Origin of the sequence: Pseudomonas sp. Q1 (assembly GCF_009935975.1) — a bacterium.
Taxonomy (GTDB): Bacteria; Pseudomonadota; Gammaproteobacteria; order Pseudomonadales; family Pseudomonadaceae; genus Aquipseudomonas; species Aquipseudomonas palleroniana.
In genome coordinates this window covers 48651-73107 of record NZ_QODI01000007.1, presented here as the reverse complement: position 1 = coordinate 73107, position 24457 = coordinate 48651, and the positions used below count along the sequence as shown (strand labels likewise).

The window sequence follows — 24457 nt, the reverse complement described above, 5'->3', positions numbered from 1 at the left end:
TTCGACAAGTTCATCGAAGGAGGTCTCTCTTATGACCTGAATAGCGTTCGAAACGGCCGATATTGACGCCATGTTTCAAGAATGATGATTGTGTTTTACGAAACCGGTGCCGAGTGGATTCAGCAGTATTCGCGACGATAGTGTCGTTGCACCACCGGCCAGCGTCCTCGATCAACCATTTTGGCAGCAAACCTGGCATCCGGCCACGCACTTGTCGACTGGCCACCCTGGCAATCCCGACCTCGGAGCATGATGGGGTGCGAACAACCGTGATCAGTCGCTTTGAGGGGCCACTGCACTCAAGGCCCCAAGCAGAGTCGTCCAATAAAAACATTCCCATAGCGATGCCATAGCAGATTGATTGATTATAAATGATTATTTGGTAACGGTATGCAGGCTCAAATCGGCATGCGACGGATAGCCGTGCATCGTGCGAAACGCCTGTCGTAGAGCCTGTTGTCACCTCTGGATCGCATTCGCCTCAGTCGTCGATCGCAAACATTGCCTCAAGATCACTGTCTGATAAGGCAGGTTTTTCCCTGCGCGCAGGTTGCGTCGTGTTGCGCCATGTACAGCATAAACTGGTCACGCTGCCCCGCGGCTTGCTCTACCCTTCGTCGCGCCATTCGGGTTTCGGAACGAGTGATTCGTTTACTTATGCGCGCCCGGATGTGTCTTTTCGATCGCCTGCGCTCATCGCAATGCGCCAATAATCACGATGAACCCGCACCCACGGTCATCAAATTCGGGCCGTACAAAAAAATCGAAAGTGATTTTTGATACTCAAAAAAGATCAATTAGTGTTTTTAAGCATTGATCAAATAATATATGCTGGTCTCACTGAAAACGAGGTAATGACATGGCCGATAAACGACCTGCCCCTAAAAACTTCCAGGAGGTGTTCTACCGCTATCTGGACGATATGGAGCGTCGGGCACACGCCGTCGGGTTGACTTTGACCGACCTCTGTCGTGAATCAAAGGTTGCACGGGCAACCCCGGATCGCTGGCGTAAGTCACTGCCAAAAACCATCCAGAACGTTTGCGATCTGGAAGCCATCGTGAAGAACGCGGAACAAACAGCGAAAGCTGCCGAAGCAGAGCGAACACAGAAACCAGGCAGTTAGAAATACGACGAGGGAGAGCAGTCATGAAAACTTTAATTCTCAAGGTTTATAGCGCCGAGTTGGCTGAACGGGCAAAACATGACGGCACCGCGCCGCGCGCAATCACTGCCGAAGATGAGCGTATCGCGGCGGTGGCGGCGGCGTTCTCTGAACACGACCTGCGTCACGCAGTCGTGATGCGTGCAGCCTACGAACGTCAGTTGAGAACTGATATTCGCAAGAATAAAGCCGCCCTTCCCGCACCTGTCGGTGAGGCATAGAGATGAGCCGCAATCCAATGGATTCAGGCTGATCGTCCATCAATGGGTCGACTGATATCGACCCGGTTCTGTGTCCTGGTTTTTCACCACCAGGACAGTATTAAAACTCGGCGGTGCCGCCATTTGCGCATGAGGCCCGAGGGCCGGTTGTTTCCGGCCTCTGACGGCTCGCGCCTGCGGCTGCCTGCCAACTTTCTCACAGCAGGTCGGTCTCGAATGGAATGCATGAACAAAACAACAGGGCGGCGGCAATGAGCACTAATGCCGTTATTGACGAGCTGATGAGCGCAATGCGCGAACAGGGTATTGAACCTTCGCAACCGTTGAAACTCGACGGCACCCTTGAACGCTTTCATGTCACTGGCGACCGCAAAGGCTCAATCAACGGCTGGGCGAAAATCCACATGGATTCGAGACCCGCGGGGGCCTTCGGCTGCATGAAACGCTATGGCAGGCACAGTTTCGTCTGGAAGGCTCAACGCGAAACGACACCGATGTCCGCGCATGAACTGCAAGCACAACGCGCTGACTGGGCTCGACGAAAGCTCGAACAATCCACCCTTGCAGACAAGCGACAGGCCGACGCTGCGGTGCGCGCCAGAGCGCTCTGGAGCGCCGCCCCGGCTGCCAGCGACGCGCATCCCTACCTTGTGCGCAAGCGCGTCAGCGCCCATGGCTTGCGCGTAGGTCCCTGGGAGTTCATCAACAAGGAAACCGGCGAGGTGCGCACGCTGACCAGCAACGCGTTGTATGTACCATTGTGCGATCTGACAAAAACCGTACACAGCTTGCAAGGCATTTTCCCCGACAAGATGCTGGGCAAAGGCGACAGCGCGCGCGACAAGGATTACTTGAAGGACGGCGCCAAACGCGGCCTGTTCCACAGCATCGGCAGCACGCAGATGTTCGATGGCCGTCCGGTTTTTATTCTTTGTGAAGGCTACGCGACGGGCGCAACTCTGCATGAAGCGACTCATCATCGGGTACTCGTCACCTTCGACACCAGCAACTTGCTACCCGTGGGTGAAAGCATCCGCGAAAATCACCCCGATGCAATCATCCTGTACGCCGCCGATAATGATCAGTGGACGGTCACCGCAACGATCAACAACCCAGGCGTGCACTTTGCGCGCGAAGCTGCCAATGAGGTTGACGGCCTGGTGGTCGTGCCCCCCTTCGCTCATGCCGAAGGATCCCAGGATCTCGAAGGCAAGTGGTCGGGCCCTACCGACTTCAATGATCTTGCGGCACGCGATGGCAATGCAGCAGTGGCGGCCCTCATCGAAGCGGCATTGGTCGCGGCTCAGTTACCGCCCTCCGGCAAGCTTGCAAAAAAACCGCACAAGCCCGAAGACGTTGACCCGCTGAGCGCCAATGGACACTTCACGATTCTGGGTTTTGACCATGATGATTACTTTTTCTTCCACCACCACAAGCGCCAGGTTGTTACCTGTACATGGAAGGAAATGTCGAAGAAATGGATGATCATGATGGCCCCCGCCCACTGGTGGGAGCGCTCCTTCCCCAGCGACAAGGGCATCAATGAGACGAAAGCGCTGGAGTGGATCTTCCAGACCGCAGGCAGTCGCGGAATTTACGACCCCTCCAAGATCCGCGGACGCGGCGCCTGGAACGATAAGGGACGAACGGTCTTTCATCATGGCGCTTATCTGACTGTTGATGGTGTCGCCACGCGCCTGGTCGACATTCCTTCAGCCTATGTGTATCCGATGTCCCGCGAATTGCCCGACCCGGCCGCTGTGCCGATGACCGACACCGAGGGTGCCCACTTGGTCTCTGTCGCCGAGCTGGTGCGCTGGTCGATGCCTGGCAGTGCGGCGCTCATGGCCGGTTGGGTCATGCTGGCACCGATTTGTGGCGCCATCGGCTGGCGTCCGCACATCTGGCTGACCGGTCCCGCCGGCTCCGGTAAATCGACCGTACAGAAGATGTTCTGTGCCGGCCTGACCGCCGGCATCAATATCTACGCGCAGGGCAACTCGACCGAAGCGGGGATTCGTCAGGAACTCAAGGCAGATGCTTTGCCTGTGCTGATAGACGAGGCGGAAAGCAACAACGAGCGCGAGAAACAACGCTTGGAAAGTGTCCTGTCCCTGATCCGCCAGACGTCGTCGGAGTCTCAGGCCAAAACCTTGAAAGGAACGATCAGCGGCACCGGTCAGCACTTCCAAATTCGCTCGATGTTCTGCATGGCTTCGATCAACGTCAACCTGCCGACCAAAGCCGATATCGACCGACTGACAAAACTGGTAATCAAATCTTCGACGGACGCCGGCACCGACAACTGGACCAGACTGGAGAGCGAGCTGAACGCGATCGACAGAGACGACAGTATTTCCAGCCGCCTCCTGGCCCGCGCACTCACGTTGATGCCGGTCATTCTGAAAAGCATCGAGGTGTTCCGCAAGACGGCGGCAGTGCACTTTGGTACTCAGCGCGATGGTGATCAGTTCGGCACGCTGCTGGCAGGATGCTGGTGCCTGCAGAAAAGCCATGTGCCGGATGAATCCGAAGCGTTAAGCATGATCGAGCGCTACAACTGGCAAGAACACACCGAAGACCAGGACCAGGACGACAGCACCAAAGCCCTTGAGGCGCTGCTCGGCGCCAAGATACGCATGCCCGGCACGGTCGGCGACCAATCGGTATTTGACTTGATACGCGAATCGACGGCCGCCTACCGATTGAACACCGTTGCCCAGGATCTGGCGGAGCAAACGCTACGCCGCCACGGCATCATTGTGGATCCAATTGGCAGTCGACTGATGTTCGGCACCGGGGTATCCAACCTGAAGGAACTGATCGCCAGGATGCCGGCCATCACTGACTTGCGCGGACAATTGTTGCGCCTCAAAGGCGCTGAACGCATCGACAAAACCTACAAGTTCAACGGCCACGCCTCAAAAGTCGTCAGCATCGCTCTGGCGCCGATTCTGGACGATAGCAAGGCGTCTGAGGACGGCTCGCCGATCTAGTGCAAACGGGGTGGGCGACTTGTTCGCGCCCTCCCCGTCTGGCAACCCGACCGCGGACGGGCTACGACCTGGCTGTCTGACTAGAAGAAACCTGCCGTTGCCGCCTCTGCCTTGATCCAATCGGCCAAAAGCCGATGCCCGGCAGCATTGGGGTGCAACTGTTTGCCAGTCGCAACTTCACTGGCATCGTAGTTCGCCGCACCGGCATTGGTGCCCATCGGCGTGTTTTCACGGTGCGCGAAGACCGCCACGCCCGGGTATTCGGCAACGACCGTCGCCATGAAGAAGCGATAGACGTTCAGCTCATAATTGACACCGTTCTTGACGCTTTCGTCCGCACGCCAGATCGGGTCGAGCACCAGGACTTTTTTGTTCAGTGCTTTGGCCCAGCTCAGAATTCGACGCAACGAAGCAACCATATCTTCCCACAGGACGTTACGACTGAAATCGTTGGTGCCTGCCTGCACCAGAATGCCGTCAACCGCAGCGTAGTAGCCGGCAATCTGGTTAAGCGTAGCGGTCGTGTTGACGCTATTGAAACCGCTGTTATCGGTAATGCCGAGTGCCGCCGCGGGTGACGCGATGCTCTTGAAAATTACATTGCGTTCAGCGCCGACCAGATTCAGCGCCATCTGTGCTGCAGTGCCTTGCGGCACGCCAGACAAGATACTGTCGCCGATCGCTACCCAGATTTTGGTATTTGTGGCAGGTGAGTTCATGCGGATGTTGCCTCGGTATGTGCGCCGTAGCGCGGACTGATGCGGACTGCACCATGGATTCGGGCGGCGTGCAGACAACGACGGCTCACGGGCTCTCAGTTCAGGTGATAGCCACCGCACAATCTGCAGCGCTTCGGGATCAGGCAGGTCAGAGTGCGCCGGTAGATGGCCTGTGCGGCAGCATCGGCAGTGGCGGCACAAGTGAAGCGTTTGCGCGGATAGCACAATGGGCGTTCAGACATGATTGCGCTCCGGTCCGGACACGGTCGTGACGCCATGCAGCGTCTCTGAATACAGCTCGATCCAGCGATAGATGGGAGGGTCGATTGATGACGATGATGTCGTCACGCCAATAACTCGAACGACGCTTTTCGCTCATTGCGTGCCGACCAGGGTGCCCGCATCACCCATTGCACTCCCTCGCCCGTCAAATGGCGTTCGGCTGACGCCAGCCGAACCCATACTGCTGCAGACATGACTCCGTCCTTGCCTCGTCTGAGGTCGGCCCGGGAACGAAAGAGGTTATTTCAAAAAAGCAGCGCACCAACGACATGAAAATCCCGTGGGCACTCCTGAATAACTGGACCGGCGGTCACTGCACCAGTTTTACCGGCGACGGCGACGGTGTGCTCAAACGATCAACGTAATGCTTGCCGTTGATGCTGATGGCCAATAACGCCCCGTCCCATGAACGGTGTTCAACCGCACCACTCATGCGCACAAAGGTGTAGGTCTCGTTGTAATCATCCAGCATTTCGCCAAGCGCTCGACTGGTGACAAGCGCTATGCGTGGGCAATTGACAGGCTTTGATTGTGCGGTGGCGATGATTGCGCTCATTACGATGATCCTTGTCGTATTCAGATTTTGTTAATTTTTTTGATCTGGAAGCAGCGGACGGTGCCGAGGTGATTCGATTGAGCCATTATTGATTATTGATCAAATATGATCAAGCACTTAATAGAAATGTTTTTTACATTTTTTCCTCACTTATTGCGACAAAAATCTACCCCGCCAAATTAACGAGATTCAGGGCTTTTCCTCGCCGAACGATTATCCAGGCAAATGAACAGCGCGGTTACCGCCTGCGTGCGTGAAGTAACTGATGGCAAAAAATGTCTATCGGCCTGGTTTACCGGCTTACCGAGCCAGTTGGCGGAGGGCAATTATTTTCTCAACCGACATCGCAGAGAAAATCAAGGTAACCAATAAAATCGTTGTAAAACAAAAATTTAGAGTATTTATCAGAACGCCGGTTACCGTGCATAACCGCCTCAAAACGCCCGGTTTCATTGGGCCAAATGAATGATACGGGCAGCAAGGCAACCGGTAACCAGAGAACCATAGCCAGTGAAAGGACAACCCTCCTGCAAGGGTGAATGTTATTCATCTGTACAGTTCACATGAAACCTGGTCATCGGGTCATCGCAGTTACCCAGCCCCTCTACTACTACTTATTTCAGGTTAAAGGATAGGAATATAAAGAGCGACAGGCAGTACCGCCAGTGGTAACCGAGAAGGAAACTGATCGGTAACCAGTAGTAACTGCAGAGCACAACCGCGAAGCAGAAAACACCGTATCAGTTACACCAATGCATCTTTTTTGATCAATGGAGAATTTATATATGGAAAAGGTTTTGAGTCGCCCTTACACTAAATGAAAACCCACTCACTCAAGGGCGGTCGTGATGCAATTCGACGGTATCGAGTACTTCAGCTATCCGGAACTGCCTGATCGGGTGATGTTTTCCTGCACACGACGACAAGCCAGGCTGCAAGTAGAGACCTGTTCGCAAATGTGGCTGGAGGCCAATGGCAAGAACCCACCCGACCGCCTTGCACAGTGCAAATCATGCCTCGTCGGTGCCACACACGCTGATGAAGTCGCATTCGACGTTTCGTCTCTTTGGGGGTCAGGCCTGTGTGCTCGATGCCATCGAGGTGGATTGCGCCTGGTCGCAGGCGATATCTGCGTGTCGTGCTGGAACCGGGCCAGGGAGGTTCTCAAAGGCCGCAATCGTCGCGGCAAAGCACCGAAGAATCACCCCGCAATGGCGCCTCGCACCATCAGAGTCCTGGTGAACGGTGCTCCAGTATTGATCACACGTGAACACTCGATACGCACCGAGGAACTGATCATTGCTGCGCTGAGAGATAGCGTTCGCCAGCCCCTGTTCGGGCTGTACATCGCACACGAAAACCTAGCGGATTTAGCTCAGGAGCAATGGCTTTGAACGACAACAGCACTACCGGCGGCAACACGGGGCCCACGTTGCGCCTCGTTGGGAAATCAGATTGTGTGAACGCGCCGGCAACCGAAACCCACGCATGGAAACTGGAGCCGCACGTTTGCAAAATCTGTTTCGGGCGCATGGCTTCCAGACTGGCAGAACAAGGTCTTGTGGAGCTGCTCTGCACCAACTGCGGAGCCACCAGCAAACAGGAACGTATCACCGCAGCCTGCTGTTGCTCGATCGTGCTACGAAAGCGTAACAGTTCGGGAAGAAGCGGCGGCCAGATGATCGATGCAGGCATTCGCTGCATCCCGAACCCGGCCCGCTCTTCTGAGTTTCCCTCAATGTATATCGCTCAGCAGATTGTCGGAAAAGCAGCGCCCCGCGACATCCCCGAACATCCCGCCCCAGGCAGATAGTCCACATGAACCAATGCAGCTGGAAAGCCTCCATTGTCGCGTTGTTCGATGGACGCAAAGTCTTGAGCAATTCTCCTGAGTACCGGGCCGAATGCGAAGCCCGCCACCTCCTGGGCAAACCGTTTTCCAGGCAGGTGCAAATGCTTGAGAGGATCGCACAACAGCGAGGCGCTGCGGCGCTGGCAGAACTGAAGGCCACGATGACCAACGTAGAGCCGGCTTTTGTCCTGGATCTACCGGAGAAGCCTCAGCGCCTTGCCTACCTGGCGAGGATTGAGTTCGTCACCGGCCAGAAACGTGCCGATCAATTGCGCACCCATATTCTGCAGCTGCACGAGCGGCGTCAGAACTCAAATCAGGATCCCATCCGACAGCACGAGTAGTCGGCTTCTGGCAGGTTTCAGAGGACCAGACACAAAATTAATTGATCATATTTGAATACCAGATAATACTTAAACTACTAACAATACGAGCAGGTCGCCCCCTGCCGAGGGATGAAAAAATGGAATCTACATGGCTTGAGAGCACACAGGACAGGGCAGTGTCGGATAGTCAGCCACGGGGAAAGCAATGAATACTGCATTCTTGCTGATGGCCCAATACAACGGCATGGCGATCATCCCTCTCGAGCGCGTGTGCACTGACTACTTCAGCCACCTGACGCCTGAAAAAATGAAAATAAAAGTGGCTTCAGGGGAAATCGACCTTCCACTGATACGCATGGAAAGCAGCCAGAAAGCGGCAAGGGGCGTTCACCTCAATGACTTGGCCACGTATCTGGATTTTCAACGGCAGAAGGCCAAGGCCGAGCATGAAAAACTCATGGGGCGCGGGTTACGACGCGCGTCTTGATCGCTTCCGGGCCTCAAGGGTAGGCCCTTGGATGATCCTCTCCAGCCATGGCCATGCCTTGTAGGGATCACCGTTACCCCTTAAATGCGTATATCGCCGCATCGAATTCCAGTCGCGGTGGCCGGAGACAGAGGCGACTTTGGGGATATCCCAACCCATTTCAAACAACCGGCTGACACCATCATGGCGAAGGTCATGGAAGTGCAGGTCGTCAATACCGAGAAAAAGACAGGCTCGGGTGAATGACGCCGATATCGAACGCGAGTTGTAGGGAAAAACCTCATCAGCCACTTTCGGCATCGACTTAAGAATTTGCCACGCCTCCTCGGGCACATGACACCAGACATCATTACCGTATTTTTGCCCGGGGTTCTTCATGTCAGTGATCAGAACCCGCTGCCCCGCCTCGTCCATTGAGTCCCAGCGGATACGTGTGATTTCTTCCTGACGGCGAGTTGAAAACAACGCAAAAGCAGTGACGCGGACCATATCGATTTCTTGCTTGCGCCGATCGCGCACCGAGCAAAAGTGTTCAAAAATGCTATCCAGCTCCGCCAGCGTGGGTCGACGTGCGCGCTCCTTACTTCGGGTCACCGCGCCCATTTTTCGCAAAACCCTTCGCGCATCAGGCATGGCCATCGGGTCTATGTCATAGCCCCAGGCGGGACGAGCGACCGATAGTACAGCGCCAAAATGCGCCAGGTCATTGCCTACGGTTTGCGCCTGAATACCGTCCTGCGCCATTCGCCAGTTCGCGTACTCAACCAGTTTTTGACTGGTGATGTCCTTGTCCTCAACCTCTCCCAACCATGTTTTACCCATGGCAGTGAGCGTCGCTCGCTTCGTCTTGCCAAGCGGTCTGAACTTTTCATACTCCAGCAAGTAAAGATCGATCATCTCCCTGACCGTGACGCCGGAGCGCTTTGACTTTTCAATCGCCCCCGGGATAGACATCTCCGATTCGACGCGCTTGATCCATGCCTGCGCAGTTGCCTTGCGATCGAATGTCTGGCTTTCCTGATAAACTGTGACGCCCTTCTGCATGATTCGAATCTGCGCGTTGTAAGCGACGGATCCATCTTTGCGCTTGCGAACGGTGATAGAGCCCATTTTTTGCTGAACCTCTAAATGAATTTGCTGAAATTCAGCAACAGCTTAGCAAAAACAAGCAAAAACCGTTGTAAATAGTCGTTAATGAGATAGACACAAATGCCAACGAAAACCGCTGAAAAGCTAAGCCTGCAAGCAAATACGGTATCTAGGCGGTTTTCCGTTGCCCCCATGATGGATTGGACCGACCGACACTGTCGTTACTTCCTGCGCCTGCTCTCCAAGCACGCCCTGCTCTACACCGAGATGGTCACCACCGGGGCGATCCTCCACGGCGATCATGAGCGCTTCCTGCGTCACGACGAAGCCGAGCATCCGCTTGCCCTCCAGTTGGGCGGCAGCGTCCCGGCCGACCTGGCGGCGTGTGCGCGCATGGCTGAGGCGGCCGGTTACGATGAGGTGAATTTGAATGTCGGCTGCCCCAGCGACCGCGTTCAGAACAACATGATTGGCGCGATCCTGATGGCGCATCCGGCGTTGGTGGCCGAGTGTGTGAAGGCGATGCGCGATGCGGTGTCGATTCCGGTGACGGTGAAGCATCGTATCGGGATCAATGGGCGCGACAGTTATGCCCAGTTGTGTGATTTCGTCGGGACGGTGAGGGATGCGGGCTGCACCAGTTTTACGGTGCATGCGCGGATTGCGATTCTGGAGGGGTTGTCGCCCAAGGAGAACCGCGATATTCCGCCGTTGCGCTATGACGTGGCGGCGCAGTTGAAGCGGGACTTCCCGGAGCTGGAGATCAATCTCAACGGCGGCATCAAGACACTGGAGCAGTGCCGGGAGCATTTACAGACGTTTGATGGGGTGATGCTTGGGCGCGAGGCCTATCACAATCCGTATTTGCTGGCCGAGGTGGATCAGCAATTGTTTGGCAGTGAAGCGCCGGTGATCAGCCGGGCCGAGGCGCTGGCGCAGTTGCGGCCTTATATTGCTGAGCATTTGGCCAGTGGCGGCACGATGCATCATATTACGCGGCATGTGCTGGGGTTGGGCACCGGGTTCCCGGGGGCGCGCAAGTTCAGGCAGTTGTTGTCAGTGGATATTCATAAGGCGGCTGACCCGCTGGCTTTGTTGGATCAGGCTGGGGAGTTGCTGGAAGGGCGGTGAGTGTCAGTTGGGGATTGGGTGGTTGAGTTGCGCTATGGGGAGCAAGCCCCCTCCCACACTGTGCAAGGGCTCGGCTTCAGCTGCAAGCCCTTGCTATAGCGTTAAACTTTTACGGCACTGTTCCGTTGGGTACAGTTATCCATTTCCCGCTGTTGCGGTCATATCGCTTCCAATCACTCTCCGTTCTAAGTTTTCGATATAGCGTATTGAATGTCGTACCGCCCAGAATTTGGACTTGAACTTCACCGCCTGCGGTTTTGCAGTTAACCAGCCCTAGAATGGGCGAGTCTGGATTCACTTGGAGTGCATACACCGCTTCTCCAAAGGTTCCGGTGGTGGCGTAGTCCAGTGCAAAACTTACAAACTGGCTTTGCGGGGTGTCGCTCGATTGCAGTGCGAGCAGTCGCATTGTCGTATAGGTGGCACTGCTAAAACCCGGCTGGTGCAGGTCCGGTCCGTCGATTGCCCAATACTCTTTGGGGTCCCCCCCGCGTTTAACAAACTTGTCCAAGTCATTCTGGGCTTTGGCGTAGATCACACCCTCCTTGAGCTTCTGGACATGCCAGTTGTTGGTATCTGCGTTTTCATACGCGCGATATACCCAGGTGGCAGGCGCCGTCACTCTGGAATCGGTGATCTTGCCTCCGTAGGTCGAGGTCAGTTCATTTTCCTTTTCAAGGGTGCGGCTCCCTATCGGTTTACCGGCCTTGGCAGTGTCGATGATTGCGCGCATTTCCTGGGTATCGTAACAACCGGCACTGAGTGCCTGCTGCACCGTTACCTCGGCAAATGCTGCGGTGGAACATATAAAACCCATGGCAGCGAATAGCGTTGATATATTCCGTTTCATTACATCTCTCCTTTGTTTCGCAACTAACTAACAAACAGGTTTAATGAACAGGCACACGCACTTCGCCGCTAACGGTGATATCACAAGAATTTTTATCGGCTTACTTTGGCGTTTGCCAGTCAGGTATAGCACAGGTAGAAAAAGCAACAATCAACGTCAATAAAAATAAAGTTTTCACAACTTCAAAACATGCATATTCACCATAGCAATAGCTTAATGACAAGGGAGCGACTCACATAAAATCCAGTTGAACCTCCCCTCGATTTTGGCCTCCTATTGAGCAGCAGAGCCGAGGATTCAAACGGCTGTTTTCAGGTTATCGCCCTCGCAAACGCTCGAACGCGTTTGCGCCCTTGAGCGCCTGCCGGTGCTCGGGTAATGTCATCAGACCCATAGGACAGAGCACGCCCATGACTTCCAAGCTGGAACAACTCAAGCAATTCACCACTGTCGTTGCCGATACCGGCGATTTTTCGACACTCGCCAAGCTCAAGCCACAGGACGCCACCACCAACCCTTCCCTGCTGCTCAAGGCCGCATCGATTTCAGGCTATGCCACGCTGCTGGACGAGTGCGTGAAGGACTGCAATGGCGATGTGGGCCTGGCCAGCGACCGTTTTGCGGTGGCAGTGGGTCAAGAGATCCTCAAAGTCGTGCCGGGCCGTATTTCCACCGAGGTGGATGCGCGCCTGTCGTTCGACGAAGACGCCATTCTCAAGCGTGCGCACCGTCTGATCGACCTGTATGAAAAAGCCGGGGTTGGTCGTGACCGTGTACTGATCAAGATCGCCTCTACTTGGGAAGGCATCCGCGCGGCAGAGAAGCTGGAAAAGGAAGGCATCCAGACCAACCTGACCCTGCTGTTCTCCTTCGCACAGGCCGTGGCCTGCGCCGAAGCCGGGGTATTTCTGATTTCACCGTTCGTGGGCCGTATCTACGACTGGTACAAGAAGGCCACCGGCAACGACTACACCGGCGCGGATGATCCGGGCGTACAGTCGGTGACGCGCATCTACAACTACTACAAGGCCAATGGCTATAAGACGGTAGTGATGGGTGCGAGCTTCCGTAACCTGAGCCAGATCGAGGAGTTGGCGGGGTGTGATCGCCTGACCATCAGCCCGGACCTGCTGGAGAAGCTGGCAGCCGATACTGGCAAGCTTGCGCGCAAGCTGTCGCCGGGGCATGCCGGTGAGGCGCGTATCCATATGGACGAAAAGGCATTCCGCTGGGCATCCAACGAAGACGCAATGGCGACTGAGAAGCTGGCGGAAGGTATTCGCCAGTTTGCTCGCGACCAGGAGAAGCTGGAAGCGTTGTTGTCGGCCAAGCTGTAAGGCAGACGGCAGCAAAAAGGGCGGCACCTGTGAGGGTGCCGCCCTTTTTTATGTTCGCCAATCTCAAACCGACCTCAGTCCAACGGTGGGAGGGGGCTTGCTTCCGATGGCGGTGGGTCAGTTATGAATTCAGTGACTGACACACTGCAATCGGGAGCAAGCCCCCTCCCACACTTGGATAGGGTTTCAACTGGCGATCAGTGACGTTCGAGGGCGTTGACGAGGTCGTGGAAGGCTTCGCGGTTGGACTCGTTCAAGCCCATCAGGATCTTGTGCGCTTCGAGCACCTTGACCCGTACGATTTCTTCGGACTGGTCTTGCGAAGGCAGGTCGGTCAGGCACTCAGGGCATGGGATCGGGCGGTCAACGATGTTGAACACCTGGTCGAAGCCCATGGACTGCAGCAGACGGGTGATGTCTTCGTGGGTGGTGACCACAGTCGGCAACAGGCCGACCTTCTGCCGAGACAGAATGGACAACTTGGCCAGCAGGCCCAGGGTGGTGCTATCGATGCTGCGGGTTTCGGTCAGATCGATCACGATCGCCGAGAAGTTCAGCGCTGTGAAGATCCGCTCAATCGTCGCATCCAGCGCCGAACACAAGGTCAGGCGCACTTCACCGACAAATTTCAGGACGAATGTCCCGTCTTGCTCGGCGAATTGGATTCTTCCGGTACTCATCAAAGATTCCTGCTCAACACCAATAGGGCGATATCATCCGGCATCTCCCCTAGCGTGGCCAATCCAAACACTTGCCGCAGGCCATCCAGGCTGCCGCCCGCCGACTTGACCTTTTGGGGCAAGGCGGCTTCTTTCTCCTTGAGTGTAGGCTCTGGAAGCAGGTCCAGGATACCGTCGGACATCAGCGTGAGACTGAAGGTCGGCGGCAGTTCCAGGATGTGGTCTTCGTAGGTGGCTTCGTTGAACAAGCCTACGGGCAGACCACGCCCTTCCAGGTAACGCACACTGTCGGGAGTGTATAAAACAGGCATCGGCAGGTGACCGCCAATACTGTAGGTCAGAAGACCGGTTTCTTCATCAATCACGCCGCCGACCATCGTCACGTGCTTGCCCAGCTTGCAGCTGATCAGGCCTCGGTTGATGTGACCCAGCACCTCGGAGGGGGTGAACTCCGGCAAGGTGCCATTGCGCTTGGATTCAAACAACAACCGCGTGGTCATGAACTTCAACAATACGGTGACAAAAGCCGATGAAGCGCCATGGCCGGAAACGTCGGCCAGGTAGAACGCCACACGTCGCTCATCCACACGGAAGTAGTCGACAAAATCACCCGACAGGTACAGCGACGGGATGATCTGATGGGCGAACTTGAATTCGTCGATGGTCCACGGGCTGACCGGCAGCATGTTCATCTGCACCTGGCGACCGGCGTTCTGGTCTTCCTGAAGCAGGTTGAGGCTGGCCTCGAGCTCGCGGTTGGCGGTTTCGAGCTTTTCGCGGTAGCGCTGGTTCTCGACCAGCAGGCGGGCACGGTCCAGCGCGCGGCGCACCGAGTGCTCCAGCACGGCAAGGTCTTCCAGGGGCTTGATCAGGTAATCGGCAGCGCCCAGGCGCAAGGCCTCCACGGCATCGTTCATCACGCCGGCACCGGACACGACAATCACCGGCGTCTGCGGCGCAAGCTCGGTCACCTGGCGGATCAGCTCAAGGCCACCCATCTGGGGCATGCGCAGGTCGCAGATCACGAGGTCGGGCTTGTCGCGCTCGAACACCTGGAGACCCTGTTGGCCATTACCGGCCTGCAGGACGCTGAAGCCACTGTCTTCCAAATAGGCCGCGAGGCTCGCGCGCACTACTTCGTCGTCATCGATTATCAGCAGCGTGGCACTGGTTTTTTGCATGTGGGCAAACGGCGCCAGAATTAGGTTGGCGTAGGTGGCTCGACAATGGCCGGGCTCACGTACTGGATTCGCTTTCTAGCCTCTCTGTCCTACAAAGCATAGGCAATTAGCCCACGCACAACTGTAATGCAGAGGTGCCCTTCTAAGGCGCAGACGGTACTCCCATCCGTCAGGGGTTTCAAGCTCATGCCGATGGTCGCCGGGCGTCTTTACACCGCAAATCACCGGGAGTTATAAGAACAGCCAACACCACAACACAAAGTAAGGATGGAACCCATGAGCGAACACGAGCGCGACTACGCCGAAAAACGCGATTTCATCCGCATGCGGGTGGATGCCGATGTGTCGTTGATCCACGCCGGGCAGGAGATTGCCGGGGTATGCCTGGACCTTTCCAGCTCTGGTATGCAGGTGCAGGCCCCTCGCCAGTTCAACGTGGGTGACCAACTGACCGTGCGCATCGATTCAGAGCACGCGGCCCTCAAGGGCCTGGAGGCGGACACCGAGGTGGTATGGACCAAGGCCATGGGGGAGGAGCAGCATTTGGGCCTCAGAATCTTGAAAATGCGCTGAATACCGCCCACAAAAAAGGCGACCACTGAGGATCGCCTTTTTCCATTTCAAAATGTCACGACTTAAAAGTCGTCGACGACCTTGCCATCCTTGACCTTGAACTCGCGGTTCTGCAGGTAAGCGTTACGGATGAAGGTGTATTTATCGCCGGTGATCAACTTCTCGCTGTCGAGCAAGCTGGCACGGGTATCAACCACGTTCAGGCCGAAGGTGCTGTTGCGCCAGCCGATATCGTTCATGTAGCGATACGGTTGGGTGTAGGTGTCCACGTACTTGGACGGCGCATCACGCAAGGTGCTCGGGCCCAGCAACGGCAGCATCACGTAAGGGCCGCTGCCCACGCCCCAGTAGCCGAGGGTCTGGCCGAAGTCTTCGTCGTTACGGTGCAGCCCCATTTTGGTGCCGACATCAATAAAGCCCAGCACGCCGAATGTGGTGTTCACCAGCAGGCGCGCGGTGTCGACGCCGGCCGCATGCGGTTTGAGCTGCAACACGTCGTTGGCAAAGTTGCCCACGTCGCCGATGTTGCGGAAGAAGTTATGGACGCCCGTCTGCACAAACTGCGGGGTGACAAACTGATAACCCTGGGCCAATGGCTTGAGCGCGTAGGTATCAACGGTGTCGTTGAAGGTGAAGATTGGGCGGTTGACGCTTTCCCATGGATCGTCTTCGGACGCAGCCTGGGCGGCGAACGGGGCCATTAAAATAGTGGCACACACAGATAGCTGAGCGAAATATTGGCTCCAGCGCATAGCTTTGGCTCCTTGAATAGTCTGTCATGGGCGCTATGCCCTGAAGAAGATCGTCAGTATATGACGGAAGTATCAATTTAGGCAGCTAGTAGGAAATGTCATATGGAAAACGAACAAAATTCCTACAATCACCTGTCAGTGTCATCTGCTTGTCATCGCGCCTCGCTAGCGTCACAGCTATTTCAGGGATGTCGAAATGCCTCACGCCGAAATTGCCGTCGCCAGCGCCCCCGCCTTGACTGCCGTCCTATTCGGCCTGAGTGGCTGCCTGGTGGATTTCGGTTCCCAGGCACGCTCCGATTCGCACTCTCTCGACTCACAAGCCACCCCGGGCGCCCTGAAGATCCTGCGCAGTCTCAAGGATCAGGGCGTGCCTTGCGCCTGGCTGGATGAGCTGCCCCCGGCAGTGACCCAACCACTGGCTGCCGGATTGCCCAATTGGCTGAAAGCAACACCTCCCTCCTCCATCCGCTGGCCTGCGCCGCATGCGTGCTGGCAAGCCTTGATGGAACTCAACATCGAACGCCTGGATGGCTGCGTGCTGGTCAGCGGTGAACCACGCCTGCTGCAATCGGGGCTCAATGCCGGCCTTTGGACCATCGGCTTGGCCTCCTGTGGCTCACTTTGCGGCTTGGCGCCCGAGCAATGGCAGGCTCTTACCGAGCAACAGCGCGAGCACAAACGCGCCAAAGCCACGGTAGCGCTGTATGGGCTGGGCGTGCACTCGGTGATCGATCACCTGGGCGAACTCGGCACTTGCCTGGCAGACATCGGCCGGCGCCGGCTCAAAGGCGAAAAGCCCTGATCGAGATCATGCACAGTCGGCGCCGGTGGATTAATCTACAGGTCAGCCCGTAGACCTTTCTCGGCGTGCCGCGGTCTATGCCAGTGCCTATCGATAAAAGGAAAAATGTCATGCCTGATCGCAAAAAACTGGAAGAACAGGTCGAAATCCTGCGCGGGCAACTGGAACAGGAACCGCCGCTGTCGCTGGAAAAACGTGAAGCACTGGAAGAGCTGATTGCCCGATTCGAAGTGCAACTTGAATTGGAACCGGCGACGCAGACACCCAGCATTGCTGACGATGTAAACCGGGCGCTGGAAGGTTTTGAACTGGATCATCCAGGCATTGCCGGGACACTGCGCAATATCGTGATCACCTTGGGCAACATCGGGATCTGATATCCCCGTCAGCCAAGCGCAGATCCAATGAGAGAGGGGCAAACTCCCCTCTCACACTTGAACCTGGGTACAGGCTACTGACGAGCCAGGCGCACGTTCTGGAACGTCACATTCTCGGTGCTGCGATACGGGTTGATATCCAACCCGCCACGGCGCACATACCGCGCATACACCGTCAACTTCTCCGGCTTGAGCAGGCGCTGCAGGTCCAGGAAGATGCGTTCCACACACTGCTCATGGAAGTCCGAGTGCTGGCGAAAGCTCACGATGTATTCCAGCAGGCTGGCGTGATCCAGCGCCGCCCCCCGGTACTCCACCACTACGCTGCCCCAATCGGGCTGGCTGGTGACCGGGCAATTGGATTTGAGCAAGTGGCTGTGCACGCTCTCTTCGACGATGCGCGAATCGTCGCAGCGCAGCAATTCGGGGCGCGGATGCTCGTAGTTGCTGACACTGATATCCAAGCCGTCGATACACACGCCCGGCAAGGCCATCACGCCCTCGGCCTCGATCTCGGCCAGGCTGCGGATGCGTACCGTCACCGGCTTGCCGGCGGCGGCGCTGAGGTCGTCGCGCAGCGTCGCTTCCAGGCCCTGGATGTCGGCAAAGGCGGTCTGGTTCAGCGAGTTGAGGTACAGCTTGAAAGACTTAGACTCGATGATGTTCGGCGAGTCGGCCGGGATGCTGAATTCACCGATGGCCACCACTGGCTTGCCCGACGGCAACAGCCAGGACAATTCGAAGCAGTTCCAGAAATCCACGCCCTGGTAAGGCAGGGTCTCGGCACTCAGGCCAAGCTCGGCCCACTTGGCGGCACGAGGGATCGGAAACAGCAACGACGGCGTGTAAGTGGAGATGTATTCACTGGACTTGCCCAGCGGCGAATGTTCGGCTGCGGGATGCATGGCGGAAACCTGGCTAAATAAACCGCGCCAGTCTATCAGCCTTTGCTCCCGCGCCTAAACGGCAGCGGATCAATCGACGTTGAGCTTGCCGACCATACCCGCCTGGTAGTGCCCGGGAAGGTTGCAGGCAAACTCCAGGCCGGTGGCTTTACTGAACGTCCAAGTCAATTCGGCGGTTTTACCCGGCTCGACCAGCACGCTGTTGGGATCATCATGCTGCATGCCGGCCCCGTCACCGTGCCCCATGGCACCGTGGTCCATCTTGCCCATGCCGGTAGCGGTGAGCATGCCGCTGGCCTGCATCTGTAACATTTCCTTCTGGTGCTCGGCATGCATCGCCGCATCGCCCAGGTTGAACTCGTGGAGCAACTGGCCTTTGTTGACGAGTACAAAACGCACCGTCTCACCGGCTTTTACGTCCAGTGACTTGGGCGCAAAAGAAATGTCCTGCAGGACAACTTCCACGGTGCGCGTGGCTTTGCTCGCCGGCGCCGGCTGGCCAAATGCGAAGGTGTGGGCTGCATCGGCAGCCGCATCGAAACTCAACGCCAACAAGCAACCCGCCAGGATCAGGGGTGTACGCAACGCCATGGTTCTTCTCCAAAAATGTGTGACTCGCTTGACCCGCACTCTAAGATTACGCCGCTGCCAGCTACCTGACTGCTAGATTACAACTTTGTCAGGTTGCGCCCTTCCCCCGGCGCCCACGGTATAAAGCCCGTCGAGCCCCGTTGCCAAGAGCTGCCCATGAAACTGCTGATCGTCGAAGACCAACCCAAGACCGGCCAATACCTGCGCCAGGGCCTGGCCGAAGCTGGCTTTACCACCGAGCTGGTGGCTGACGGCACCACGGGCCAGCACCTGGCACTGACCGGTGACTACGACCTGCTGATCCTCGATGTGATGCTGCCGGGCCGTGACGGCTGGCAGATCCTGCAAGCGGTGCGCAGCGCCGGCCTGGAGCTCCCGGTGTTGTTCCTGACCGCCCGCGATGCCGTGGAAGACCGCGTGCACGGCCTGGAACTGGGAGCCGACGACTATCTGGTCAAACCTTTCGCGTTTTCCGAACTGCTGGCCCGCGTACGCAGCCTGTTGCGCCGTGGCAGCAGCACCCCGCAGGAAACGGCACTGCAACTGGCTGACCTGCGCCTGGACTTGATCCGCCGCCGTGTCGAACGGGACGGCCAGCGTATCGACCTGACCGCCAAGGAATTCGCCCTGCTCGAACTGTTACTGCGGCGCCAGGGCGAAGTGCTGCCCAAGACCTTGATCGCCTCCCAAGTGTGGGACATGAACTTCGACAGCGATACCAACATCATCGAAGTGGCCATCCGCCGGCTGCGCTTGAAAGTCGACGATCACTACGCCAACAAACTGATCCACACCGTGCGCGGCATGGGTTATGTGCTGGAGGAACGCGCCAATTGATCAAGCGTTTATCCCTGGCCAGCCGCCTGGCACTGTTGTTTGCCGCCTGCACGGCGGTGGTCTCGTTGCTGGCCGGCGTGCTGTTCAACCGTGCCAGCGAAGCGCACTTCCTTGAGCTGGACCAACAACAGCTCGACAACAAGCTGCTGGCCTTGCGTGCGACCTTGCAGGGTGTCGACTCGCCGCAGTCGTTCGCCCAACGCGAAGCTCAACTGCGCGCCGAACTCCTTCACCAGCAGGACCTGACGCTGCGCATCAGCGCCGCCGGCCAGCGCTGGCTGGACAACGCGCCCAGCATTAGCCTGCCCGAGGCCCCCGGCTTGCACAGCCTGCAAAGTGCCGGCACCGAGTACCGGGTGTATAACGCGCCCCTGAGAGCAGGCCAGCCCGACTCGCCGCAACTGACCCTGATACTCGACATCACCCACCACCAGCACTTCCTGCAACGCATGCAACACCTGATCTGGCTCACCGTCGGGCTATCAGCCCTGGCTACCGCACTGCTCGGCGCCTGGGCGGCACGCAGTGGGTTACGGCCATTGCGGCGCATGGGGGAAGTGGCCGCCGGCGTGTCCGCGCATTCGCTGACCCAGCGGCTGCCCCAGGAACAAATGCCGGTGGAACTGGCCGAACTGGCGCAGGCTTTCAACGCCATGCTTGGCCGCCTGGACGATGCCTTCCAACGCCTGTCGGCGTTCTCCGCCGACATCGCCCATGAACTGCGCACGCCCCTGTCCAACCTGTTGACCCAGACCCAGGTGATCCTTACCCAACCGCGCCCGCTCGAGGACTATCGGGAGGCCCTGCACAGCAATCTGGAAGAGCTGCAATGGATGGCGCAGTTGGTGAATGACATGTTGTACCTGGCCAAGGCGGATCACGGTTTGCTGGTGCCCAAGCGGGAAGCGTTGGCGTTGGCGGATGAAGTGGATGCGTTACTGGAGTTCTTCACCTTGCTGGCCGAAGACGCACAGATCAGCCTGGTTCGCGAGGGGACAGCCCAGACGACGGGTGATCGCGGGATGTTGCGCCGGGCACTGTCGAACCTGCTGGATAACGCGCTGCGCTTTACGCCTGCGGGGGGCGAAGTGCGTGTGCGCCTGCAGAACGGGGTGAGGCTTTGCGTGGAAAACACCGGTAAAGGTATTCCAGCGGCAGTGCTGCCGAGGTTGTTTGACCGGTTCTATCGCGCCGACCCGGCGCGCCGTGAAGGCAGTAGCGAGCATGCGGGGCTGGGGCTGGCGATTACCCAGTCGATTGTGCGGGCGCATGGGGGGAGGATTTTCTGTGAGTCCGAGGCGGGATGGACGCGGTTTGTGATTGAGTTGCCCGCCGGGATTTGATGCAAGATGGGCCGGCGCTATCGGGAGCAAGCCCCCTCCCACATTTGGATGTATTCACAAATCAAAATGTGGGAGGGGGCTTGCTCCCGATAGCGGTCTCGAAACCTACGAATATCTCAGCGCATGCGCCGGCTCGATCTTCGCCGCCCGATAAGCCGGGTACAACGTCGCCAAAAAGCTCAGCACAAACCCGGCCGTGCAAATCAGCAACACATCGCCGCCCTGCAGCTCCGAGGGCAGGTTGCTGACAAAATACACATCCGAGCTGAAGATATGCTGCCCGGTCACCCGCTCCAGCCAGCCCACCAGTTCACTCACGTTCAATGCCGCGATCACACCGAGCACGCCACCGATCAAGGTGCCGACGATGCCGATCACCGTGCCCTGCACCATGAAGATCGCCATGATCTGGCGCGGCGTGGCACCGATGGTGCGCAGGATCGCGATATCCGCGCCCTTGTCGTTCACGACCATGATCAGGGTGGCGATGATGTTGAACGCAGCGACGGCGACGATCATCAGCAACAGCAGGCCGATCATGGTCTTTTCCATCTTCATCGCGCTGAACAGGCTGCCCTGGGTGTGGGTCCAGTCATCGGCCTTGTAGGCGGCGCCCAGGCTGGCGGCGATATCCGCCGAGACCTTGGGCGCTGCGTACAGGTCTTTCACCGCCAGGCGCACGCTTTGCACCTGGTTCGGCTGCCAATGCTGTATCTGTGCCGCGTCAGCCATGTGGATCAAGGCCATGGAGCCATCCAGCTCGGCGCCGACCTTGAAGATACCGACCACGTTCAAACGCTGCATGCGCGGCGTGATGCCCCCCGGTGCAGTGCTGACTTCCGGCACGATCAGGGTCAGCTTGTCCCCCACGTTCAGGCGAAAGCGCCGTGCGGTGATTTCGCCCACCACCACACCGAACTCGCCTGGCTTGAGGTCATCCAGTTTGCCGCGCACGATGTGCTGGGCCACGATGGATACCTTGCCTTCCTGGGCCGGGTCGACGCCGCTGATCTCGATCGGCTGCATCGCACCTTTGTAGGAAAACATGCCATCCATCTGCGTGAACGGCACGGCCGCCGTGACTTCAGGGTTCTTCATGGCGGCCGCAGCCACCGGCTGCCAGTCATTGATCGGGTTCACGCCGACGATGGTGGCGTGGGGCACCATGCCCAGGATGCGCGAACTCATTTCGCGCTGGAAACCGTTCATCACCGACAGCACCACGATCATCGCCAATACGCCCAGGGCGAGACCGATCATCGAGGTCATCGAGATAAACGAAACAAAACGGTTGCGGCGCTTGGCGCGGGTATAGCGCGTGCCGATGAAAATCGATAACGGTCTGAACATTCGCGGGCACCGTTGAAAAAATGGAAAACCCGACGTCCGGCGCCGGGCTTGAAACGGGTCAGATGGCGACCAGATGACCTTCCTGCAAGTGCAACACGCGGTCCATCTGGCGGGCCATGCTCATGTCATGGGTGACCACCAGGAACGCGGTGCGCATCTGGGTACTCAGTTCCAGCATCAAGTCCTTGATGCCCTGGGCCGTGTGGGTATCGAGGTTGCCGGTGGGCTCATCCAGCATCACCAGCCCGGGGTTGTTGACCAGGGCACGAGCAATCGCCACGCGCTGGCGTTCACCGCCGGACAGCTCGGCCGGTTTGTGCTCCAGGCGATGCCCCAGGCCGACACGCTCCAGCAGCGCCTTTGCGCGCTGGCGCGCTTCCGGGATGGCGGTCTTGCCGATCAGCAGCGGCATGCACACGTTTTCCAGGGCGGTGAATTCCGGCAACAGGTGGTGGAACTGGTACACAAAACCGAGCGAACGGTTGCGCAGTTGGCCACGGGCCTTCTCGCCCAGCGCCGACAATTCTTCACCGGCCAGCCAGACGCTGCCCGCCGACGGCGTATCCAGGCCGCCCAACAGGTTGAGCAAGGTACTCTTGCCGGAACCGGAACTGCCGACGATCGCCACGCGCTCGCCAGGATGAAGTTCCAGTTGCAGGTTGGACAGCACCACCACCGACTCCGGGCCTTCCTCGTAGGATTTGCCCAGGTTGCGGCAGCTCAGGATTGCTTTTTCACTCATGCCCGATTCACTCATAACGTAAGGCCTGTGCTGGCTGGGTACGTGCCGCGCGCCAGGCTGGATACAGGGTGGCAAGGAAACTCAAGACCAACGCGGCACCGCCGACCATCAACACGTCTTGGGCCTGAACCTGGGACGGCAGGTAGTCGATGAAGTAGACGTCGGCGTTGAGGAACTTGTGGCCAATGACTTTTTCCAGCGCAGCGATGGCGGCGCTGACATTCAGCGCGGCGAGAATGCCGACAGCGGTGCCGATCAACGTGCCGACCACGCCGATCACGGTGCCCTGCACCATGAAGATCGCCATGATCTGCCCCGGCGTGGCGCCGAGGGTACGCAGGATCGCGATGTCACCCTTCTTGTCATTCACCACCATCACCAGCGTGGAAATGATGTTGAAGGCCGCCACGGCGACGATCAGCAGCAACAGCAGGCCGATCATGGCTTTCTCCATGCGGATGGCCTGGTAGAGGTTGCCGTGGGTGCGGGTCCAGTCGCGTGCGTAGTACTGGCTGTCGCCCAAGTGCTGGGCGATTTCCCACGACGCGCGCGGTGCATCGAACAGGTCGTTGAACTTCAGCCGCAGCCCCTGCACCTGATCCGGCTGCCAACGGTGCAGGCGGGCCAGGTCGGTGAGGTTGGTCAGGCCGAGGTAGCCGTCGATTTCGCCGGCGCCCACGTGGAAGGTGCCGACCACAGTGAAGCGCTTCATGCGCGGGAACATGCCCGCCGGGGTCACGGTGACTTCCGGCGCGACGAAGGTCAGCTTGTCGCCCACCCCCACACCGAGCTTGGCCGCAGCCTTGTCGCCGATCACGATGCCGAAGCTGCCGGGCGCCAGGTCGTCGAGTTTGCCTTGCAGCATGAACTTATCGATGATCGAGACCTTGCGCTCCTCGGCCGGGTCGATGGCATTGAGCAGGATCTTCTGCACCTTGCCGTCGTTGGTCAGCAACCCCTGCATCTGGGTAAAGGGCGCCACGGCCACTACCTTGGGGTTCTGCTTGACCTTGTCGGCCAGGCTTTGCCAGTCGCTGATGGGCGAATCGGCCTCGATGGTCGCGTGGGGCACCATGCCCAGCACGCGGGTGCGCATCTCATGGTCGAAGCCGTTCATGACCGACAGCACCACGATCATCACGACCACGCCCAAGGCGAGCCCGATCATCGAGGTCAAGGAAATGAACGACACAAAATGATTGCGGCGCTTTGCACGGGTATAACGCGTGCCAATGAATACGAAGAGAGGTCTGAACATGTCGGGGCTTGTTCGGAGGAAAAGAAGACGTCCCGGTGGCGGGGTCTGGTAA

The 24457-nt window shown here is 57.8% G+C and carries 27 protein-coding genes; 14 read left to right on the top strand and 13 right to left on the bottom strand.

The genetic code is table 11. The features are described from left to right. Positions 1-859 precede the first annotated feature (859 nt). The 3 genes from DK870_RS12630 (at position 860) to DK870_RS12620 (ending at position 4382) form a co-directional block, all read left to right on the top strand. Positions 860-1126: a hypothetical protein gene (locus DK870_RS12630; protein WP_161548764.1), complete on the top strand. Its 267-nt coding sequence runs from the start codon at positions 860-862 to the stop codon at positions 1124-1126. A 23-nt stretch (positions 1127-1149) separates the two neighbouring features. Beyond that, positions 1150-1386, top strand: coding sequence for a hypothetical protein (locus tag DK870_RS12625; protein ID WP_161548763.1), 237 nt, complete (start codon positions 1150-1152; stop codon positions 1384-1386). A gap of 251 nt (positions 1387-1637) precedes the next feature. Further along, on the top strand, positions 1638-4382 hold the full coding sequence (locus tag DK870_RS12620) for a bifunctional DNA primase/helicase (RefSeq protein ID WP_161548762.1): 2745 nt from the start codon (positions 1638-1640) through the stop codon (positions 4380-4382). An 80-nt stretch (positions 4383-4462) separates the two neighbouring features. On the opposite strand, the gene DK870_RS12615 is transcribed toward DK870_RS12620, so the two are convergent. The 3 genes from DK870_RS12615 to DK870_RS12605 all read right to left on the bottom strand — a co-directional run bounded on the left by DK870_RS12615 (position 4463) and on the right by DK870_RS12605 (position 5939). Continuing rightward, positions 4463-5101, bottom strand: coding sequence for an SGNH/GDSL hydrolase family protein (locus DK870_RS12615; RefSeq protein WP_161548761.1), 639 nt, complete (start codon positions 5099-5101; stop codon positions 4463-4465). A gap of 95 nt (positions 5102-5196) precedes the next feature. Further along, positions 5197-5343: a hypothetical protein gene (locus tag DK870_RS12610; protein WP_161548760.1), complete on the bottom strand. Its 147-nt coding sequence runs from the start codon at positions 5341-5343 to the stop codon at positions 5197-5199. A gap of 350 nt (positions 5344-5693) precedes the next feature. After that, positions 5694-5939 carry a hypothetical protein gene (locus DK870_RS12605; RefSeq protein ID WP_161548759.1) on the bottom strand — a complete coding sequence of 82 codons (246 nt, stop codon included), beginning with the start codon at positions 5937-5939 and terminating at the stop codon, positions 5694-5696. A gap of 848 nt (positions 5940-6787) precedes the next feature. Between DK870_RS12605 and DK870_RS12600 the strand changes: the two genes are divergently transcribed. The 4 genes from DK870_RS12600 to DK870_RS12585 all read left to right on the top strand — a co-directional run bounded on the left by DK870_RS12600 (position 6788) and on the right by DK870_RS12585 (position 8604). Then, positions 6788-7333 carry a hypothetical protein gene (locus DK870_RS12600; RefSeq protein ID WP_161548758.1) on the top strand — a complete coding sequence of 182 codons (546 nt, stop codon included), beginning with the start codon at positions 6788-6790 and terminating at the stop codon, positions 7331-7333. Further along, positions 7330-7752 (top strand): hypothetical protein, encoded by a 423-nt coding sequence (locus DK870_RS12595; protein ID WP_161548757.1) that lies wholly within the window; start codon positions 7330-7332, stop codon positions 7750-7752. Before DK870_RS12600 ends, DK870_RS12595 begins: the two co-directional genes overlap by 4 nt. 5 nt (positions 7753-7757) lie before the next feature. Then, positions 7758-8135 carry a hypothetical protein gene (locus DK870_RS12590; protein ID WP_161548756.1) on the top strand — a complete coding sequence of 126 codons (378 nt, stop codon included), beginning with the start codon at positions 7758-7760 and terminating at the stop codon, positions 8133-8135. A gap of 187 nt (positions 8136-8322) precedes the next feature. Next, entirely contained in the window at positions 8323-8604 is a 282-nt protein-coding gene (locus DK870_RS12585) for a pyocin activator PrtN family protein (RefSeq protein ID WP_161548755.1), read from the top strand. On the opposite strand, the gene DK870_RS12580 is transcribed toward DK870_RS12585, so the two are convergent. Then, on the bottom strand, positions 8587-9714 hold the full coding sequence (locus tag DK870_RS12580) for a tyrosine-type recombinase/integrase (RefSeq protein WP_161548754.1): 1128 nt from the start codon (positions 9712-9714) through the stop codon (positions 8587-8589). The two genes, DK870_RS12585 and DK870_RS12580, sit on opposite strands and share 18 nt — an antisense overlap. A gap of 99 nt (positions 9715-9813) precedes the next feature. Between DK870_RS12580 and dusA the strand changes: the two genes are divergently transcribed. Next, a complete protein-coding gene (dusA, locus tag DK870_RS12575; RefSeq protein WP_161548753.1) occupies positions 9814-10824 on the top strand; it encodes a tRNA dihydrouridine(20/20a) synthase DusA in 1011 nt (336 codons plus the stop codon). A 109-nt stretch (positions 10825-10933) separates the two neighbouring features. Here dusA and DK870_RS12570 read toward each other — a convergent pair whose 3' ends face one another. After that, positions 10934-11674, bottom strand: a complete 741-nt coding sequence (locus DK870_RS12570) for a hypothetical protein (protein WP_161548752.1) — start codon at positions 11672-11674, stop codon at positions 10934-10936. Between the two features lie 410 nt (positions 11675-12084). Here DK870_RS12570 and tal point away from each other — a divergent pair, with 410 nt between their 5' ends. Further along, positions 12085-13011, top strand: coding sequence for a transaldolase (tal, locus tag DK870_RS12565; protein WP_161548751.1), 927 nt, complete (start codon positions 12085-12087; stop codon positions 13009-13011). A 197-nt stretch (positions 13012-13208) separates the two neighbouring features. Here tal and rssC read toward each other — a convergent pair whose 3' ends face one another. Both rssC and rssB read right to left on the bottom strand, forming a co-directional pair. Beyond that, positions 13209-13691, bottom strand: coding sequence for an anti-sigma factor antagonist RssC (gene rssC / locus DK870_RS12560; protein WP_010212025.1), 483 nt, complete (start codon positions 13689-13691; stop codon positions 13209-13211). Continuing rightward, positions 13691-14872: a two-component system response regulator RssB gene (gene rssB, locus DK870_RS12555; protein ID WP_060753168.1), complete on the bottom strand. Its 1182-nt coding sequence runs from the start codon at positions 14870-14872 to the stop codon at positions 13691-13693. Before rssB ends, rssC begins: the two co-directional genes overlap by 1 nt. Positions 14873-15148: 276 nt before the next feature. On the opposite strand from rssB, the gene DK870_RS12550 reads away from it, so the two are divergent. Next, positions 15149-15445, top strand: coding sequence for a PilZ domain-containing protein (locus DK870_RS12550; protein ID WP_060753167.1), 297 nt, complete (start codon positions 15149-15151; stop codon positions 15443-15445). A 62-nt stretch (positions 15446-15507) separates the two neighbouring features. Here DK870_RS12550 and DK870_RS12545 read toward each other — a convergent pair whose 3' ends face one another. Beyond that, positions 15508-16146 carry a VacJ family lipoprotein gene (locus DK870_RS12545; RefSeq protein WP_372241670.1) on the bottom strand — a complete coding sequence of 213 codons (639 nt, stop codon included), beginning with the start codon at positions 16144-16146 and terminating at the stop codon, positions 15508-15510. A gap of 247 nt (positions 16147-16393) precedes the next feature. Between DK870_RS12545 and DK870_RS12540 the strand changes: the two genes are divergently transcribed. Next, positions 16394-17002, top strand: a complete 609-nt coding sequence (locus DK870_RS12540; protein WP_161548750.1) for an HAD family phosphatase — start codon at positions 16394-16396, stop codon at positions 17000-17002. Positions 17003-17112: 110 nt separating this feature from the next. Further along, positions 17113-17379: a DUF4404 family protein gene (locus DK870_RS12535; protein WP_060753164.1), complete on the top strand. Its 267-nt coding sequence runs from the start codon at positions 17113-17115 to the stop codon at positions 17377-17379. A gap of 74 nt (positions 17380-17453) precedes the next feature. On the opposite strand, the gene queF is transcribed toward DK870_RS12535, so the two are convergent. Together queF and DK870_RS12525 are read right to left on the bottom strand one after the other, a co-directional pair. Then, on the bottom strand, positions 17454-18284 hold the full coding sequence (gene queF / locus DK870_RS12530; protein WP_161548749.1) for an NADPH-dependent 7-cyano-7-deazaguanine reductase QueF: 831 nt from the start codon (positions 18282-18284) through the stop codon (positions 17454-17456). 69 nt (positions 18285-18353) lie between these two features. Next, positions 18354-18875, bottom strand: coding sequence for a plastocyanin/azurin family copper-binding protein (locus DK870_RS12525; RefSeq protein WP_161548748.1), 522 nt, complete (start codon positions 18873-18875; stop codon positions 18354-18356). A 156-nt stretch (positions 18876-19031) separates the two neighbouring features. Here DK870_RS12525 and DK870_RS12520 point away from each other — a divergent pair, with 156 nt between their 5' ends. Together DK870_RS12520 and DK870_RS12515 are read left to right on the top strand one after the other, a co-directional pair. Further along, the gene (locus DK870_RS12520; RefSeq protein ID WP_090366148.1) at positions 19032-19712 is read left to right on the top strand and encodes a heavy metal response regulator transcription factor; all 681 of its coding nucleotides are present in this window, start codon (positions 19032-19034) and stop codon (positions 19710-19712) included. After that, a complete protein-coding gene (locus DK870_RS12515) occupies positions 19709-21055 on the top strand; it encodes a heavy metal sensor histidine kinase (RefSeq protein WP_060753160.1) in 1347 nt (448 codons plus the stop codon). The genes DK870_RS12520 and DK870_RS12515 overlap by 4 nt, the downstream gene beginning before the upstream one ends. A gap of 105 nt (positions 21056-21160) precedes the next feature. Here the strand turns inward: DK870_RS12515 and DK870_RS12510 are convergent, their stop codons facing one another. From DK870_RS12510 to DK870_RS12500, 3 genes are read right to left on the bottom strand one after another with little or no spacing between them, the layout of a single operon-like run. Then, the gene (locus DK870_RS12510; protein ID WP_161548747.1) at positions 21161-22405 is read right to left on the bottom strand and encodes a lipoprotein-releasing ABC transporter permease subunit; all 1245 of its coding nucleotides are present in this window, start codon (positions 22403-22405) and stop codon (positions 21161-21163) included. A gap of 58 nt (positions 22406-22463) precedes the next feature. Further along, positions 22464-23147: a lipoprotein-releasing ABC transporter ATP-binding protein LolD gene (gene lolD, locus DK870_RS12505; protein ID WP_162843511.1), complete on the bottom strand. Its 684-nt coding sequence runs from the start codon at positions 23145-23147 to the stop codon at positions 22464-22466. A gap of 7 nt (positions 23148-23154) precedes the next feature. Beyond that, complete coding sequence (locus DK870_RS12500) at positions 23155-24405, bottom strand: lipoprotein-releasing ABC transporter permease subunit (RefSeq protein ID WP_060753157.1); 1251 nt, start codon at positions 24403-24405, stop codon at positions 23155-23157. Between the last annotated feature and the right edge of the window lie 52 nt (positions 24406-24457).